The organism is Chishuiella sp. (assembly GCF_032109125.1).
Classification (GTDB): domain Bacteria; phylum Bacteroidota; class Bacteroidia; order Flavobacteriales; family Weeksellaceae; genus Empedobacter.
Genome location: NZ_DAMCLZ010000010.1, coordinates 1 through 14,969 on the forward strand (window position 1 = coordinate 1; position 14,969 = coordinate 14,969).

Annotated in this window: 13 protein-coding genes; 8 read left to right on the plus strand and 5 right to left on the minus strand. The window is 25.4% G+C overall.

What is annotated here, in order from left to right; translation table 11 throughout:
- Positions 1-738: 738 nt before the first annotated feature.
- Positions 739-1,872, minus strand: coding sequence for a hypothetical protein (locus RT575_RS10805; RefSeq protein ID WP_313580789.1), 1,134 nt, complete (start codon positions 1,870-1,872; stop codon positions 739-741).
- 158 nt (positions 1,873-2,030) lie between these two features.
- Between RT575_RS10805 and RT575_RS10810 the strand changes: the two genes are divergently transcribed.
- The 7 genes from RT575_RS10810 (at position 2,031) to RT575_RS10840 (ending at position 9,376) form a co-directional block, all read left to right on the plus strand.
- Positions 2,031-2,600 carry a hypothetical protein gene (locus RT575_RS10810; RefSeq protein ID WP_313386722.1) on the plus strand — a complete coding sequence of 190 codons (570 nt, stop codon included), beginning with the start codon at positions 2,031-2,033 and terminating at the stop codon, positions 2,598-2,600.
- Positions 2,601-2,687: 87 nt separating this feature from the next.
- Complete coding sequence (locus RT575_RS10815) at positions 2,688-3,485, plus strand: hypothetical protein (protein ID WP_313580791.1); 798 nt, start codon at positions 2,688-2,690, stop codon at positions 3,483-3,485.
- The gene (locus RT575_RS10820; RefSeq protein WP_313580793.1) at positions 3,478-6,189 is read left to right on the plus strand and encodes a hypothetical protein; all 2,712 of its coding nucleotides are present in this window, start codon (positions 3,478-3,480) and stop codon (positions 6,187-6,189) included. The genes RT575_RS10815 and RT575_RS10820 overlap by 8 nt, the downstream gene beginning before the upstream one ends.
- 3 nt (positions 6,190-6,192) lie before the next feature.
- Positions 6,193-6,726: a hypothetical protein gene (locus tag RT575_RS10825; protein WP_313386719.1), complete on the plus strand. Its 534-nt coding sequence runs from the start codon at positions 6,193-6,195 to the stop codon at positions 6,724-6,726.
- Between the two features lie 3 nt (positions 6,727-6,729).
- Complete coding sequence (locus tag RT575_RS10830) at positions 6,730-7,239, plus strand: hypothetical protein (RefSeq protein WP_313386718.1); 510 nt, start codon at positions 6,730-6,732, stop codon at positions 7,237-7,239.
- Positions 7,240-7,315: 76 nt separating this feature from the next.
- Complete coding sequence (locus RT575_RS10835; RefSeq protein WP_313580795.1) at positions 7,316-8,998, plus strand: pseudouridine synthase; 1,683 nt, start codon at positions 7,316-7,318, stop codon at positions 8,996-8,998.
- A gap of 21 nt (positions 8,999-9,019) precedes the next feature.
- A complete protein-coding gene (locus tag RT575_RS10840) occupies positions 9,020-9,376 on the plus strand; it encodes a hypothetical protein (RefSeq protein ID WP_313580797.1) in 357 nt (118 codons plus the stop codon).
- 53 nt (positions 9,377-9,429) lie between these two features.
- On the opposite strand, the gene RT575_RS10845 is transcribed toward RT575_RS10840, so the two are convergent.
- On the minus strand, positions 9,430-9,879 hold the full coding sequence (locus tag RT575_RS10845; RefSeq protein ID WP_313580799.1) for a DUF4442 domain-containing protein: 450 nt from the start codon (positions 9,877-9,879) through the stop codon (positions 9,430-9,432).
- Positions 9,880-9,968: 89 nt separating this feature from the next.
- Here RT575_RS10845 and RT575_RS10850 point away from each other — a divergent pair, with 89 nt between their 5' ends.
- Positions 9,969-10,724 carry an acyl-CoA desaturase gene (locus tag RT575_RS10850; protein ID WP_313386714.1) on the plus strand — a complete coding sequence of 252 codons (756 nt, stop codon included), beginning with the start codon at positions 9,969-9,971 and terminating at the stop codon, positions 10,722-10,724.
- A 35-nt stretch (positions 10,725-10,759) separates the two neighbouring features.
- Here the strand turns inward: RT575_RS10850 and RT575_RS10855 are convergent, their stop codons facing one another.
- The 3 genes from RT575_RS10855 to RT575_RS10865 form a co-directional block, all read right to left on the minus strand.
- Positions 10,760-11,332: a class I SAM-dependent methyltransferase gene (locus tag RT575_RS10855; protein WP_313580801.1), complete on the minus strand. Its 573-nt coding sequence runs from the start codon at positions 11,330-11,332 to the stop codon at positions 10,760-10,762.
- A 53-nt stretch (positions 11,333-11,385) separates the two neighbouring features.
- A complete protein-coding gene (locus RT575_RS10860; protein WP_313580802.1) occupies positions 11,386-12,297 on the minus strand; it encodes a hypothetical protein in 912 nt (303 codons plus the stop codon).
- A 191-nt stretch (positions 12,298-12,488) separates the two neighbouring features.
- On the minus strand, positions 12,489-14,726 hold the full coding sequence (locus RT575_RS10865; protein ID WP_313386683.1) for a RelA/SpoT family protein: 2,238 nt from the start codon (positions 14,724-14,726) through the stop codon (positions 12,489-12,491).
- Positions 14,727-14,969 lie beyond the last annotated feature (243 nt).

Here is a 14,969-nt window from a genome sequence, read left to right on the forward strand (position 1 = left end):
CTAAAACCATGTAAGCTTGTAATTTTGCTGCCAATGGTGGAAGTTTATAAGTTTGCTCCAAAAACGCACTATAGCAACAAAAAAGATCTGCATTATTTTCATGATTTTTCGTCTTCATTATACCATTAATCCTCATTTTACACAAATGTAACTTATTATAGTTCGTTTAATACAGAACTAAATAGCTTTTGTTTATTTATTTATAAATAGAATTTATAATTTAACGTATATTGCATTATTTAATGAGGTTAATATTTCGTTTATTTATGTTTCCTATTAAAAGAAGTTTATTAATAAGTTTAAGAATTATTAATGTTATTTTTTTTTAGCTAAAATTCTAGTTTTAAAAACATTCAAAAGTTTTATCATAATTTCTTCTAGTCATAAATTGATCACATAACTGATAAAAATATCCTTTATCACCAAGCTGTAAAATCTTGTGAATAATGAATATTATAAATGAATCCAAAAGATAAATCAAAACTTTAAAAAATCGATTTATAAAACAAACATTGTGTAATTTATAACTATAAAAGTGAAAATTTTGAGAAGTAAAAAAACCTTTTTTTGTGTAACATAATAGACTTTTACAGATTTTACTTCTAGATAAACGAATCTTTTTAAAGACTTCTAAAAGCATACAATCGACCGTTAGAAAGTTTTCAAATTCATGTAATTTATTTATTATGAATTAGAAGATATTAAAAGTAATGATGAATGGTTATAAATGTTTTTATATTAATTATTTAAGTTATTTATTTTAGTTTTTATAAATGTCCTTAATTCATTTTTGTCTAAATTTAATTCTTCTATAATCTCATTAACTGAAAGAACATACATTTTTTCACTAATCAATTTATTCAAAATAGTTTGATCAAGTATTTTCTCAGACTTAAATACAGCATTTACAAATAAAGCTCTAATAAAATATTCATACTTATTATTATTTTCACTATTGTCATCCGAAAGAAAATTATCTATTATTATATCTATTTCAGAATTTGATTTTCCTTCAAGTGATTTCTTTAAAAACTGATTGTAAGAATATTTCGTAGAACCACCTAGCCAAGTCGCAAGTCCTTCATCAATTATTGGATTAATTTTATCTTTGGTCTTAAAATTTAGTAAATAGTGAATAATTTCATGTTTATAAAATAATGAATGGTTTCCTGCAAAAATTTTATTATTAGAATAATTATTAACATAATTTATATACTTATTTATACCATAATAAAAGTATCCATCATTTAAATTGCTAGATGCTAAAATTGTTAGATTACCATTTTTCAAAGTTTTATTAGATATTGATAAAGCTTTAGATTTTTGACGAATATATTTTTTTATTTCTAAAATTTCACCTTTATTATTACTGAGAATATGGTTACTAATTATACTAATACCTTCATAATTTCTTTTATTGATATTTGGAAGTAAATCTATATTTTGTTCATCCAATAAAATTAAATTATTTTTAAAATCTACTGGAATATAAGTGTTTACATAAACGATATTTATAATTTTATTATTGATTTCAACAGATTCAATTACATCCATTTCAAATACAATTACATTATTCTTTATATAATATGTAGTAGGTATATAACTATAAAAATTTTGAGACAAATAAGGATTAAATACTATACTTATAAATTTTTCGAAATAATCATTACTTGAATTCTTTACAAATGCTGACTTATCTTTTTCCAAAATAAATTTTCTTAAAACTTCCAAAGCATTATAAGCTTTAGAATCTTTCTCTTCATAAAAACCTAATTGTTGTTTAATATAAAAATCATTGAAATATTGAGCTTTAATTTCATAATTAGCTAAAAAAAATAGAAAAAATAATGATAAAAAATATTTGATAATCATATATAATGTTTCTTCAATACTTGGTTTAAGTAAAAGTAAAAACAAATATAAACATCTGAAATTCAAATCAAACAATTTAACATTAAAATAAAATATTTTTATTTTTTATATTATTTTTTTTACTAATTTGCATTATAGCATTTTAACACTTAATCATTATGACAAAATTTACATTACCACTTACAATGTTTATCATTGCATTATCAATTTCTACAAATTTAAATGCACAAGACACGAATACAGATAATCATACTATAACAATTTCAATCCCTGAAGTTGCTATATTAGATATCGAACCAGCCGCTACAAAAAATATTACTTTAGGTTTTATAGCTCCAACAGAAGCTGGAAATCCTATTGTTCCTAGTTCACCAAATAATTCATTGTGGCTAAATTATTCTTCTATAAAATCAACAGATAATCCTACAAGAAATGTTTCTGTGAAATTAGGATCTGTTATACCTGGAATAGATATTAATGTAACTGCTGGAGCTGCAACAGGATTAGGCGGTGGAACATTAGGAACCCCTTCTGCTCTACTAACGTTAAGTGCCGCAGATCAAACTATTATTTCAGGGATAGGAAGTGCATATACTGGAGATGGAGCTACAAATGGTCACAACCTAACTTATGCATTAGTTGCTGGTGGAAGTGCTTCAAATTATGAAGATATTGAAGCTTCTGCTTCTACAGTAGCAATGGTAACTTATACTATATCTGACAATTAAAAAATAATATTTTAAACACAATTAAGAGAAGATTTTATTTAAAATAATCTTCTCTTTTTATTATATAATTTTTATCTAAAAGTAATTATGAAAAAATATTTATACTTTTTTATAGTATTATTTTTCACGTTTACATCTTTAAATGCAGGAATCGTTGTATTAAACGGACTTACACATACTTATAAGGTAGAAAACGGTAAGGTCTATAAAGGAAAAATAGAAATAGAAAATACAAGTAATAACACACAAAATGTAAAACTATTTTTACAAGATTTTTCTTATAAATCAGACGGATCTATAACATATACTAATCTACATACAAATAAAAGATCCAATGCAGAATGGATCAAATTAAATACCAATCTCCTTACATTAAAAGGTAAAGAAAAAACAGAAATTTTATATGAAATTAATATCTCGGATAAATTAATAAATGTAGGTAGTTATTGGAGTGTAATTATTGTAGAGCCTGTAGAAGATATCAAACCTAATAATGATAAGTTTGGCGTAAACATTACTTCTATCGTAAGATATGCAATACAAATTATAACAGATTATAAAACAGATAATGCTAATACTGATCTTAAATTTGAAAACATAAAGGTAGAAAAAGAAGAAGGTAGAAAAATATTAAAAATTGGAGTGATCAATAATGGAGACCTATACTGCAAACCAATTGCGTCCATTGAACTATATAATAATAAAGGAGAAAAAGTTGGTACTTATTCTAGCTTAGCAATGGGATTATTGCCTAATAATTCAAAATCCTTTTACATAGATATAGATAAAGTTTTACCTGAAAAATATAATGCTGTAATTATAGCAACTGATGAAGAAGAAAATTCTTTTGCTATAAATGTAGAATTAGAAATAAAAAATGATTAAAAAGTGGATAATTTTTATAATTAATATTCTATTTCCGGTAATAATATTTTCTCAAGAATTAATTGATAATTCTAACCAAAAAGATAATGTATTATTACCTGGAACATCTACATCTATTTCACTTATATTAGAAAATATAACCACTGAAGATAATTTTTACGATATCAAAATTAGTTCATCTACTCAAAATATTTCTCCTATTTTAAAAAGTGATAAACTGAGAATTGTATCAAAAGAAAAAAAAGTTTATGTTGTTCCATTAAAAATTTCAACTGAAACTACTGAAGGAAAATATAAAATAAAACTAGAAGCTATTAGTCAATTAGATCAATCTAAAATTATAAAAGAAACTGATATATATATTTCAGAGAAAAGAGATATTTCTTTATTAGTAGTAGAATCGCCTGATTATGTAAAGGCTGGAGAAAAAATTAGTATTAATTTTTTGGTTAAAAATTTAGGTAACATAGATGAACATCTTTCTTTAGAAAGTAAAAATGCTATTATTGATAAAGATACTTCTATTGTTTTAAAACCCAAAGAATCTAGAGTCATTACAATTTACAAAACAACTGATTCTGAATTAAAACAAAATGAAATACAAAATATTAATTTATCAGTTTTATCAAAAGATAATCCTAATAAAAATACTACAGTTTATTCAAGTGTAAAAATTATTTCTACTAAACCTGAACAAAAAGATATATATCATAGATTGCCAATATCAGCATCAATATCACAAATAACTATGGAAAATATGAATAGATATAGTGATGGTTTTCAAGGAGAAATATACGGAAGGGGTTCTCTGGATGAAAAAAATAAAAATCGAATTGAATTTCGTGCTTTAACTGCTAATCCTGTTGAATTTAACTCTTTTGTTCAATATGAAGAATATTTTTTAAATTATAAAAATGATCATTTTTTTGCCCATATAGGAGATAAAACTTACTCAGCTTCCTACCTAACAGAATATGCAAGATATGGTCGTGGTATAGAGATACAATATAATTTCAAAAAATTTGAAATCGGAGGATTTTACAATCGTCCAAGATTCTTTCGTGATATAAAAGACGAATTTAATATATATTCTTCTTTCAAAATTCGTAAAAATTCTGAAATAAAAATTGGATATCTTTATAAAACACCAAAAATAGAAGATGATAACTTTAGTAACATTCCTTTAAACTCAGATGCAAACATTCCATACATAACAGGAAAACTAAAAGCTTCAGAGAATATAACTTTACTTGGAGAAATTGCTTATAGTAAAACAAAAGAACTAGTAGGTAATGCTTATATGCTTCAAGGACAAGCAAGATTCAAAAAAATTGATGGATCAATTATATATATGAGATCTAACCCAAAATTTGCTGGTTATTTTACAAATACAAATTCTGTAAATGGTAATTTAAATTATAAAATAGCTGAAAAAATAAATTTTTTCGCTAATTATATAAAAGATGCAAAAAACTTTGAAAGAGATACTTTGCTTTTAGCAGCGCCATACAGAGATTTTTTTCAATATGGTATACAATATAATTATCATTCAAGTGGTTCAATTTTATTTTATAATGGTTTTCAGAAATATCAAGATCGTTTAGAACCAAAGCAATTTGATTATAATGAAAAATATTTTAAAGTAAGTATTAATCAACAATTGGGGATTTTTAAAATAAATATTGATGCTCAAATTGGTCAAACTGATAATTATTTAACTGGTTTTAAGGGAAAATCAAGCTTTTACACTAGCACTATTACATTTGATAAATTTAGAACTTCATTTAATTTATTTGCTAGTTATGCAAATACATCTAGATATTTACTAGAAAGTCAAAAACAATTTTTTTATGGAGCAAGAGTTATAAGTCATTTATCTGATAAAACTAATTTTAGTTTATTTTATCAAAATAATTATTTACCAGAAGAATACTACCAATCAAGAAATCTTTTTGAAATTATATTTCATCAACAATTATTTCCGGGGCATGAAGTTGATCTTTCTGGAAGATATGCACTACATCGAGGTCAATTAGGAAATAAAGATTATATTTTCTCTTTAAAATATACAATGCGTATAAATATTCCTATTAAAAAAATAGCAGAATATGTTACATTATCAGGTAATATTAATAGACAAAATATTCAAAAAATTGATGGAATAAAACTTACTCTTGGTAATTATATTTCAATCACTGATAAGAATGGAAATTATACATTTAAAAATATTATTCCTGGTGATTATTTTTTGGAAATAGATCGATCTACATTAAATATTAATGATATTACAACTATTCCATTACCAATATTATTATCACTAAATAGTAGAGATAATATTTTTAATTTCGGACTTACAACAGCTGCAACTATTTATGGAGATTTAGAATTTTTTGACAAAAAAAATAATAGTAGCGATAAAAAAGAAAGTGTTATCGTTGAAGCATCTCATAACGAAGAAATTTTTAGAAAAATAGTAGTACTTGGAGAAAAATTTAATTTTACTTATTTACGTCCTGGAGATTGGAAAGTTACAATATATAGAAATGGTTTAGATAAACGATATAAAATAGCAGTTGATACATTTCAATTCAACCTGAAAGCTTCCGAAGAAAAAGAAATTAAAATTAAAATATCAAAACAACAAAATGAAATAAAGTATCAACAAGAAACTATTAAAATAAATTATAATACTCATAAGAAATAGATAATGAAAATATTAAGCCATTTCATACATATAATTTGTTTGTATTCATGTCCTATTTTTTCTCAAACAACAACAAATCTAACTGCTTCTGTAACTTTACCTGTCGTAAGTTTATTAGATATAGAACCAAGTGGAGCTATAACAATGAATTTTTCTGCTCCATCTGAAGCTGGTTCTCCTTTAATAATTCCTCCTAGTAATACAACAAAATGGATTAATTATACTTCAGCTATTAAATCTGGTGGGCTTACAAGAAGAATTACAGCATCTATTAATCATACAATTCCTGGAATAGATATTAAATTAAAAGTTAATTCTGCGATTGGCTTAGGAGGAGGTGTATTAGGAAATCCGACATCTCAGATTACACTTAATACAGTTGCTACTAACATTATAACTGGAATTGGTGGAGCATTTACTGGAAATGGAGTAAATAATGGCCATCAACTAATACTTAGTCTTACTGTCAATAATTATTCTAGTCTTACTAAGATTACTAATACACCTATTATTTTAACCTATACAATTACAGAATAACAAATGAAAACAATATATTTATTATATCAAAAAAAGATATTTTTAATAATAATTCTATTAATATCTAATTTTTATTGTTATGCTCAATCTTTAACAGCTACAGGAAGCTGGACAGGAACTTTACCAACTATTACAGAAGCGGGAAGCAACTATTCAGGAACCTATGAAAGTGCTACAAATCAAATAATACTATCTACAAGTGTTCCTTTATTATTAGGGAACGCAAAAGTCTCTGTTCGATATGAAGCCAACCCTAAATGGGATAATTCATTAATTCTATCCGCAAGACGAACAAGTAACGGTACAACTTTATGTGTTTTATGTACAATTACAGGTGGTACAAGCTATCAACCAATTGCATTAACAGATATTGAACTTTATAGAATTAGAGCTGTGCTAGCTCTTGCATCATATTCAAATATTAACATTCAACTACAATTAAGTGGAGTTTCTGTTACATTACCAGCTGATACTTATCAAAGTCGAATTGTTTTCACTGTAAGTGCTATCTAAAATAGATGAAATAAAAATATATAGTATTTGTTTTTTCTTTTTATATCATAACTTTGTAAAGATTTTAAGCAATACAATGTCTGATTATTTTCAATACTTCAAACAATCAATTTCTGAGATAGAAATCCCTAAAAAATTTGATTATCCATTTTATTATGAGCCGACTAATTTAGCAAAATTAGCAGCTGAAGAATTACAAAATTATTTAGAAAACCAAGTCGATTTTGATCATAATTTTGGTTTATCAACTATAGAAAATTCTATTCCAATTGGTAAAATGTTTGGTGTTTTAGTTGTAAAAAATAAATTCAATGAAATTGGATATATTGCTGCAGTTTCTGGAAAATTAGCAAACACAAATCATCATAAAATATTTGTTCCTCCTGTATTTGATATGTTAAATACACAAGGTTTTTTTCTTGAACAAGAGGAACGTTTAAATGAGATTAATGCTATTTTAGAGAAATTAGAAAATAATACTGAATTCATTCAATTAAAGAATTATTTAGAAAATTTTGAATCTGAATCTAAAGAAAGAATTACTGTAGGAAAGCAACTTTTGAAATCAAACAAAAATGATCGAAAAAAACAAAGAGAATCCTTTAGCTTATCCTCTGATACAAATGCTTTCAAAGAATTTGAAGAAGATTTGATCAAACAAAGTTTAAGAGATAAATATGAGTTTCGAAAATTAAATGAAGAAATTGAATCGACTAGAAATGAAATTTTAGAAAAAATAAACAATTATAAAATTGAAATTGAATCTCTAAAAGAAGAACGAAAAAATAAATCAAACGCTCTTCAAAATCAACTATTTGATCAATATCAATTTCTTAATCAATTTAAAGAAAAAAAAGGATTAAGAACTATTTTTGAACAAACAGCTTTTCAAAAACCTCCAGCTGCTGCAGGTGAATGTGCAGCACCAAAATTATTGCAATATGCTTTTCTTAATGACTTACAACCTATTTGTATGGCAGAATTTTGGTGGGGAGATTCTCCAAAATCTGAAGTAAGAAAACATAAACATTTTTATCCTGCTTGTACAGGAAAATGTGAGCCTATTTTAGGACATATGTTGAAAGGACTTGAATTGAATGAAAATTTACTTTTGACTCAAAATTCTAATATTAAAGAATTAGAAATTTTATACGAAGACAATGATATTGTTGTAATTAATAAACCAGAAGAATTTTTATCTGTTCCTGGGATTGAAATCAAAGATTCAGTTTATTTAAGAATAAAACATAAATATCCTAATGCGACAGGACCAATTATTATTCATCGATTAGATATGTCTACTTCAGGAATTTTAATTTTAGCATTAAATAAAGAAAGCCATAAACTTCTACAACAACAATTTATAAAAAGAAAAGTAACTAAAAGATATATTGCCCTATTAGATGGGAATGTTACTAATGATGAAGGAATTATAGATTTACCTTTACGTGTTGATTTAGAAGATAGACCAAGACAAATGGTTTGTTATGAATATGGGAAGGCGGCAAAAACTCGTTATGAAGTAATTAAAAGAAAAAATAATAAAACATTAATCTATTTTTATCCCATCACAGGTAGAACGCATCAACTACGTATGCATTCATCACATCAACTAGGGCTTAATACACCAATTATTGGTGATGATTTATATGGAACAAAAGATAAACGATTACATTTACATGCTGAATATTTAGAAATAATGCATCCAACAACAAAAGAAATTATGAAATTTCAGGTTGATGCTAATTTTAATCTCTAATTTTGTGACAGAAAAATTAAAATGGAAGAAAAAGAATTAACAATAAGAGATGTAATTTTTCGTGATATGGACACATTAATTATGTCTAAACTAAAAGATGGAGATAATATCTCTATCAACGATTTGATTGACATTTCATCTTATTTAGCAGCAAGTTTATTTCGTCAACGTTGGAAACAAAAAGGAGAATTAAACCAAGAAGAAGTTAATGTAGTTTTAGGAAATATCGGAGATTTTTGTAGTAATAATTTTGGTGAATATTTTACTCAAGAAGATTTTGATAAAATTGTAAAAATTTCTCAATTACTTTTACAAAAACCAACTTTTGATGATGATTCTAAAAGCTTTTTTGAAGATATACTGAAGAATAATAAATAGATATAAAGTTTAAAAAATATCCATGAACTAATTCATGGATATTTTTTAAACTTTTAATTTCTTACTTTAAATGTCCACATAAATTGAAATTCAGAAACTAAATCTCCAGCTTCATCTACACCCCTACTTGTAACATTTAACGTTACTCCTTCATTCGTTTCTATTGCTTTAGTTATAGCATCTTCTATTGCTAATCCATCAGTACATGTGAAAACTATTTTGCCTACAGCTTTTTTTACAAACTTGGATTGCATACCTAAAACAAGCATTGAAATATTTTTTCCTGATTTTGTAATCTTATCTTGAGCCATCAAGCCAGAAGAAAATTCTGCAGCCATTCCTTGTACAGCCCAAAACATACTTTTAAATGGATTTTGGTTAAGAAAACCTAATTTTACTCGAATTGACAATTCATTTTCTTGCCACGATTCTAATCTTACTCCAGCTATCCAAGCTATTGGTATTTGGGAAGTAAGAATGTTTTTAAACAATTTTTTATTCATTATAAATAAAAATAATTAATGATTCTATGATTTTGAATACCTAATATAACAAATCTAAACGTTATATTTGCTAAAATTTTTTATTAGTAATGACAGCAGTAATCATTATCTTCGTCATACATTGGTATGCGTCTTTATTTTTCCAAACTTTTTTTCATCATAGATATGCATCTCATGCTATGTTTACAATGTCTAGAGCTTGGGAAAAAACATTTCATGTTTTATCTTGGATTTTTCAAGGGTCATCTTACTTAAGTCCATATACTTATGGCGTTATGCATAGACACCATCATGCGTACGCTGACACAGAGAAAGATCCTCATTCTCCTCAATTCGATAGTAATTTCTTTTCTATGATGTGGAGAACAAGAATTGTATATAATCAAATTGATTTAGATAAAGTAAATGTACTCGCTAAATTTAAAAAAGGTGTTCCTTCTTGGAGAGCTTGGGATAAATTTGCTGGAAATAATGCTGTAAGATTAGCATGGGTATTAATTTACATTTTAATCTATGTGGCTGTTGATGCTCCATTATGGACATATTTTGTTTTTATTCCATTACAAGTTTTAATGAGTCCTCTTCATGGTGTTGTTATAAATTGGTTTTCTCATAAATTAGGATATCGTAATTTTGATGTTGGTGATACATCTACTAACTTAATGCCGATAGATTGGTTAATGTGGGGAGAATGTTTACATAACAATCATCATAAATTTGGTGGAAGACCTAATTTTGCAGTTAAAAAATGGGAATTTGATCCTATGTATCCTTGTATTTGGGCTATGAGTAAACTTAATATTATTCAGTTCAAAAAAGGTAAATTAGACACAGACTATATGTAAAATAAAAAAGATTCACTTCTAGAAGTGAATCTTTTTTATTTAAAGAATAATTTAGTTTTTTTTCTATAAACTACACTTTCTATATATTTTCTAAAAAATAATTTACGTGTCTTAATTTCATAATTTTTATTAAAAATTGAATTCATTTTAGGTAAATTAGATATATCTAAACCTATTATTAATTTGAAAAATAAAATCATTAATTTGGTAATATTTTTTTGCCATTTAGATTGATTTTGTATAAAATCAACATAAAACCAAATTCCATTATTTTTAAGCGAATTATTAATTTTATAAAACAAATTTTCTGCGATATTTTGAGAAAAATGATCAAATAAAAATGTTGTCATAATTACATCATATTTTTCTACTAATGGATAATCTAGAATATCTGCTACGATATAATTTATTTTTAAATTTGAGCATGATTGTTTTTTAGCTAGTTCAATCATTTTAGGAGAAAAATCAATATAATCAATTATTATATTTTTATTCAAATTATCAATCTCAGGAATAAATTTACCAGCTCCTCCTCCTATCCAAAGTATTCTATCATTTTCTTTTATAAAGTCTAAAATTGTAAAATGAGCAAGATGTTGTCTGTTCATAAAAAACAAACTGCTAAGAAAATGATAATATGGTGCGATAAAATTATAATTCATTATTCAAATAAAACAACACTTAGTATACCACAGATAGCTTTTAGGAAAATCATTCCATCAATTGCAATTAAATAATAAAGAATTGGCTTTGGTCTATTAAGTTTAAAAGAAAAAATTGCTAAACCTATGATTGGAATTAACATAAATAATATTCTATGTAAATATAAATTATACAATATTCCAAATAATAAAAAACTAAGAAAGCCAATAAAAATTAATGGTAATATAATTTTATTTAATGTAAAATGATAACCATATTTCACCACAAATGTTTTCAAATTTCTATTGCTATCATCTTCATAATCTTTTAAGTCAAATAATATGGCATTAACTAAACAATACATAAAAGTCTGTATAAAAAGAAAATAAAATTTTGCATCTAATGGATAATGTCTATTATTTTCTAACATTAAAAATAATACAGGTAAAAATACAGTTGTAATTGCCCATGTCCAACCAATTAAAAATGGTTTTAACCACATTGTTTTCCTTAAAGAAATTCCTATATTAAAATCATAATATCCAAAAGCAAAAATACCTGTAAGTATTAAGACTAATATCCACTTCCATGACATTATATCTACATGATCTATACTTTTATTAAAAAGTTTAATCCCAGAATATGTAAAGCATATTATTAAAAAACATGCAAAAAAATCTATTTTTTTTCTATTATCAATATAGAATTGAATTCTAATATTACTAGAATATTTAAATTTTTTAGGAACTCTGTAAGCATATAAATAAAATAACACTGTAGCAGAAGTAACAAATAAATAATATTCTAAAGAATTGATTGGTAAACCTATTTTTATTACAGTTTCTATATTAAGAGCTAAGGATAAAAAAATCAAGAAAATATTAGAAAAATAAATACTTGCTATTGTTTTACTCCACACTTTTGCATTCATTCTTATATTTTCTATATAATTTTTTCGTTTACTTTAATCTTTATAATAATTTCAATAATTAAAGGTTGTTAAAATTAATGGTATTTTAATAATTTTAAAAACAACCTTATTACTTTATATTTTCTTATTTTATGAATAAAAACTATCAATTCGAACTAAAATTTTAATTCAAATTACATCACGTATTTTTTTTAATTTTTATAAGTTCTTTTGACTGATTGTACTCCATCAATATTTTTCAAATCAAGCATTACTTTCTCTAATTCAGATTTATTTTTTACTGAAACTGTTATTTTTCCATCAAAAATACCTGCATCTTCTGATAAATTTATACTATGAATATTCAGAGAATTATTCTTAGAAATAACCAAAGTAATATCACTTACCATTCCAGCTCTGTCTAATCCTTCCATCTCAATCAAAGCCTTAAATTCCCTTTGTGAAGAATCAATCCATTTAGCTTTTATAATTCTATAGGCATAATTAGCTTGTAAAGAAACCGAATTTGGGCAATCAACTTTATGCACTTTAATCCCTTTGGATACAGTTATAAAACCAAAAACTTTATCTCCTGGAATTGGATTACAACAACTTGCCAATTCATAATCTAAACGTTCTTCATCATTCCCAAAAACTAAACTATCTAATTTTGATTTATCTACTACATTAACCTCTTCTTTTTTAGCTGTTGAAAATGTTGATTTTCTGAAACGATTTATTAATCCTGTAAATCCAGAGTTTCTTTCAGCAAATTTTCTTAAATCATTGTTGTTAATGATTCCCATTGCAACATTATAAAATATATCTTGACTAGAACTTAATTTAAAATATTGTTGCATTTGGTTGACTGTATTCTCATTAAAATCAACTTTAAGATGTCTTAATTTTCTTAAAATAATTTCTTTTCCTTCATCTGCAATTTTACGTTTATCAGAATTAAGAGAAGCTTTTATTTTACTTCTAGCCTTACTTGTAACAACATATTCTAACCATTCTAATTTTGGTTTCTGCTGTGTTGATGTTATAATTTCTACTTGATCTCCACTTTGTAATTTATGAGAAAGGGGAAATAATTTTCCATTCACTTTTGCCCCCAAACAATGATCTCCTACATTGGAATGTATTGAGTAAGCAAAATCAAGAGAACTTGCTCCTTTTGGTAAAGAATGTAAATCTCCTTTAGGCGTAAATACATAAATTTCTTTAGAATACAAATTAAATTTAAAATTATCCATAAATTCTATTGCATCCTTTGTATCTTCTTGTTCTAACATCTCACGCACTTGATGAATCCATTCATCAACTTTTGTGTCATCATCAGATACATTTTCTTTGTATTTATAATGAGCCGCTATTCCCATTTCAGCAACCTCATCCATTCTTTCAGAACGTATTTGTACTTCTACCCAGCGAGCTTGTGGTCCCATTACAGTAACGTGTAAAGATTCATAACCAGTTGTTTTAGGTTGAGAAATCCAATCTCGCATACGTTTAGGATTTGGTATAAATAAATCCGTAATCATTGAATATATTTTCCAAGCTAAAAATTTTTCATTCTTTTTATCAGAACGATAAATAACTCTAATAGCAAATAAATCAAAAACTTCTTCAAAAGGAATTCCTTGATTAACTATTTTCTTATATATGGAATTAATTGATTTAGAACGGCCTTTTATCTCAAACTCTAATCCTTCAGCCTTTAACTTTTCAGAAATTATTTCACAAAAATTATTAATATAGGCTTCACGTTCTATTTTTGTTTCTGTTAATTTATGTTCTATATTAAAAAAAGCATCTGGTTTAGTATATTTTAAACTAAGATCTTCTAATTCAGATTTGATATTGTATAATCCCATTCTATGAGCCAATGGAGCATATATAAAAACTGTTTCAGAAGCAATTTTTAATTGCTTATCTTCTCGCATACTATCTAGTGTACGCATATTATGAAGTCGATCAGCAATTTTTATTAAAATAACACGTACATCCTCAGAAAGAGTTAATAATAATTTTTTATAATTTTCGGATTGAATTGAAATATCTTGACGATTCAATACAGATATTTTTGTTAATCCATCTATAATTTTAGCGATCTTAGGTCCAAAAAGTTTTTCTAAATCCTCTATCGTGTAATCAGTATCTTCAACAACATCATGCATCAATGCTGATGCAATAGAAGTAGCTCCTAGACCAATTTCATCTGCAACAATTTTAGCAACAGCTATCGGATGATAAATATATGGTTCTCCCGTTTTTCTTCTTTGATCTTTATGGGCTTCAACAGCTAAATCAAATGCTTTACGGATTAATTTTTTATCATCATCTGATAATGTGACATACGTATTTTTTAACATCTCCTTGTAACGTCTAGCGATCTCGATGTTTTCTCTTTCTAATTGTTCTTCAGTAATTACGTGAGGAGTATTCATTTTCTTCGTTTTATGGTAATAGTAAAAAAATAAAATGAGCCAAGTAAAACTAGCCTCATTACTAGAACTAAATATACAATTTTTCTTACTATTTAACAAAAAAAACAATCTCTTTGTTACAAGGTAAAATAAGCAAAAAAATATACCTTATTGATTAACTAAATTCATTGATTATAAAACTGGTATATAAAATTAAATAAACATAATAAAAAAATATGATTGTCTAATTTTTGAATACATTTT

Bases quoted from the DNA above. Each gene is read 5' to 3' on its own strand.
- RT575_RS10865 (WP_313386683.1), bottom strand. From the start codon at position 14,726: ATGAATACTCCTCACGTAATTACTGAAGAACAATTAGAAAGAGAAAAC.
- RT575_RS10810 (WP_313386722.1), top strand. From the start codon at position 2,031: ATGACAAAATTTACATTACCACTTACAATGTTTATCATTGCATTATCA.
- RT575_RS10840 (WP_313580797.1), top strand. From the start codon at position 9,020: ATGGAAGAAAAAGAATTAACAATAAGAGATGTAATTTTTCGTGATATG.
- RT575_RS10825 (WP_313386719.1), top strand. From the start codon at position 6,193: ATGAAAATATTAAGCCATTTCATACATATAATTTGTTTGTATTCATGT.
- RT575_RS10855 (WP_313580801.1), bottom strand. From the start codon at position 11,332: ATGAACAGACAACATCTTGCTCATTTTACAATTTTAGACTTTATAAAA.
- RT575_RS10805 (WP_313580789.1), bottom strand. From the start codon at position 1,872: ATGATTATCAAATATTTTTTATCATTATTTTTTCTATTTTTTTTAGCT.
- RT575_RS10860 (WP_313580802.1), bottom strand. From the start codon at position 12,297: ATGAATGCAAAAGTGTGGAGTAAAACAATAGCAAGTATTTATTTTTCT.
- RT575_RS10820 (WP_313580793.1), top strand. From the start codon at position 3,478: ATGATTAAAAAGTGGATAATTTTTATAATTAATATTCTATTTCCGGTA.
- RT575_RS10815 (WP_313580791.1), top strand. From the start codon at position 2,688: ATGAAAAAATATTTATACTTTTTTATAGTATTATTTTTCACGTTTACA.
- RT575_RS10835 (WP_313580795.1), top strand. From the start codon at position 7,316: ATGTCTGATTATTTTCAATACTTCAAACAATCAATTTCTGAGATAGAA.
- RT575_RS10850 (WP_313386714.1), top strand. From the start codon at position 9,969: ATGACAGCAGTAATCATTATCTTCGTCATACATTGGTATGCGTCTTTA.
- RT575_RS10830 (WP_313386718.1), top strand. From the start codon at position 6,730: ATGAAAACAATATATTTATTATATCAAAAAAAGATATTTTTAATAATA.
- RT575_RS10845 (WP_313580799.1), bottom strand. From the start codon at position 9,879: ATGAATAAAAAATTGTTTAAAAACATTCTTACTTCCCAAATACCAATA.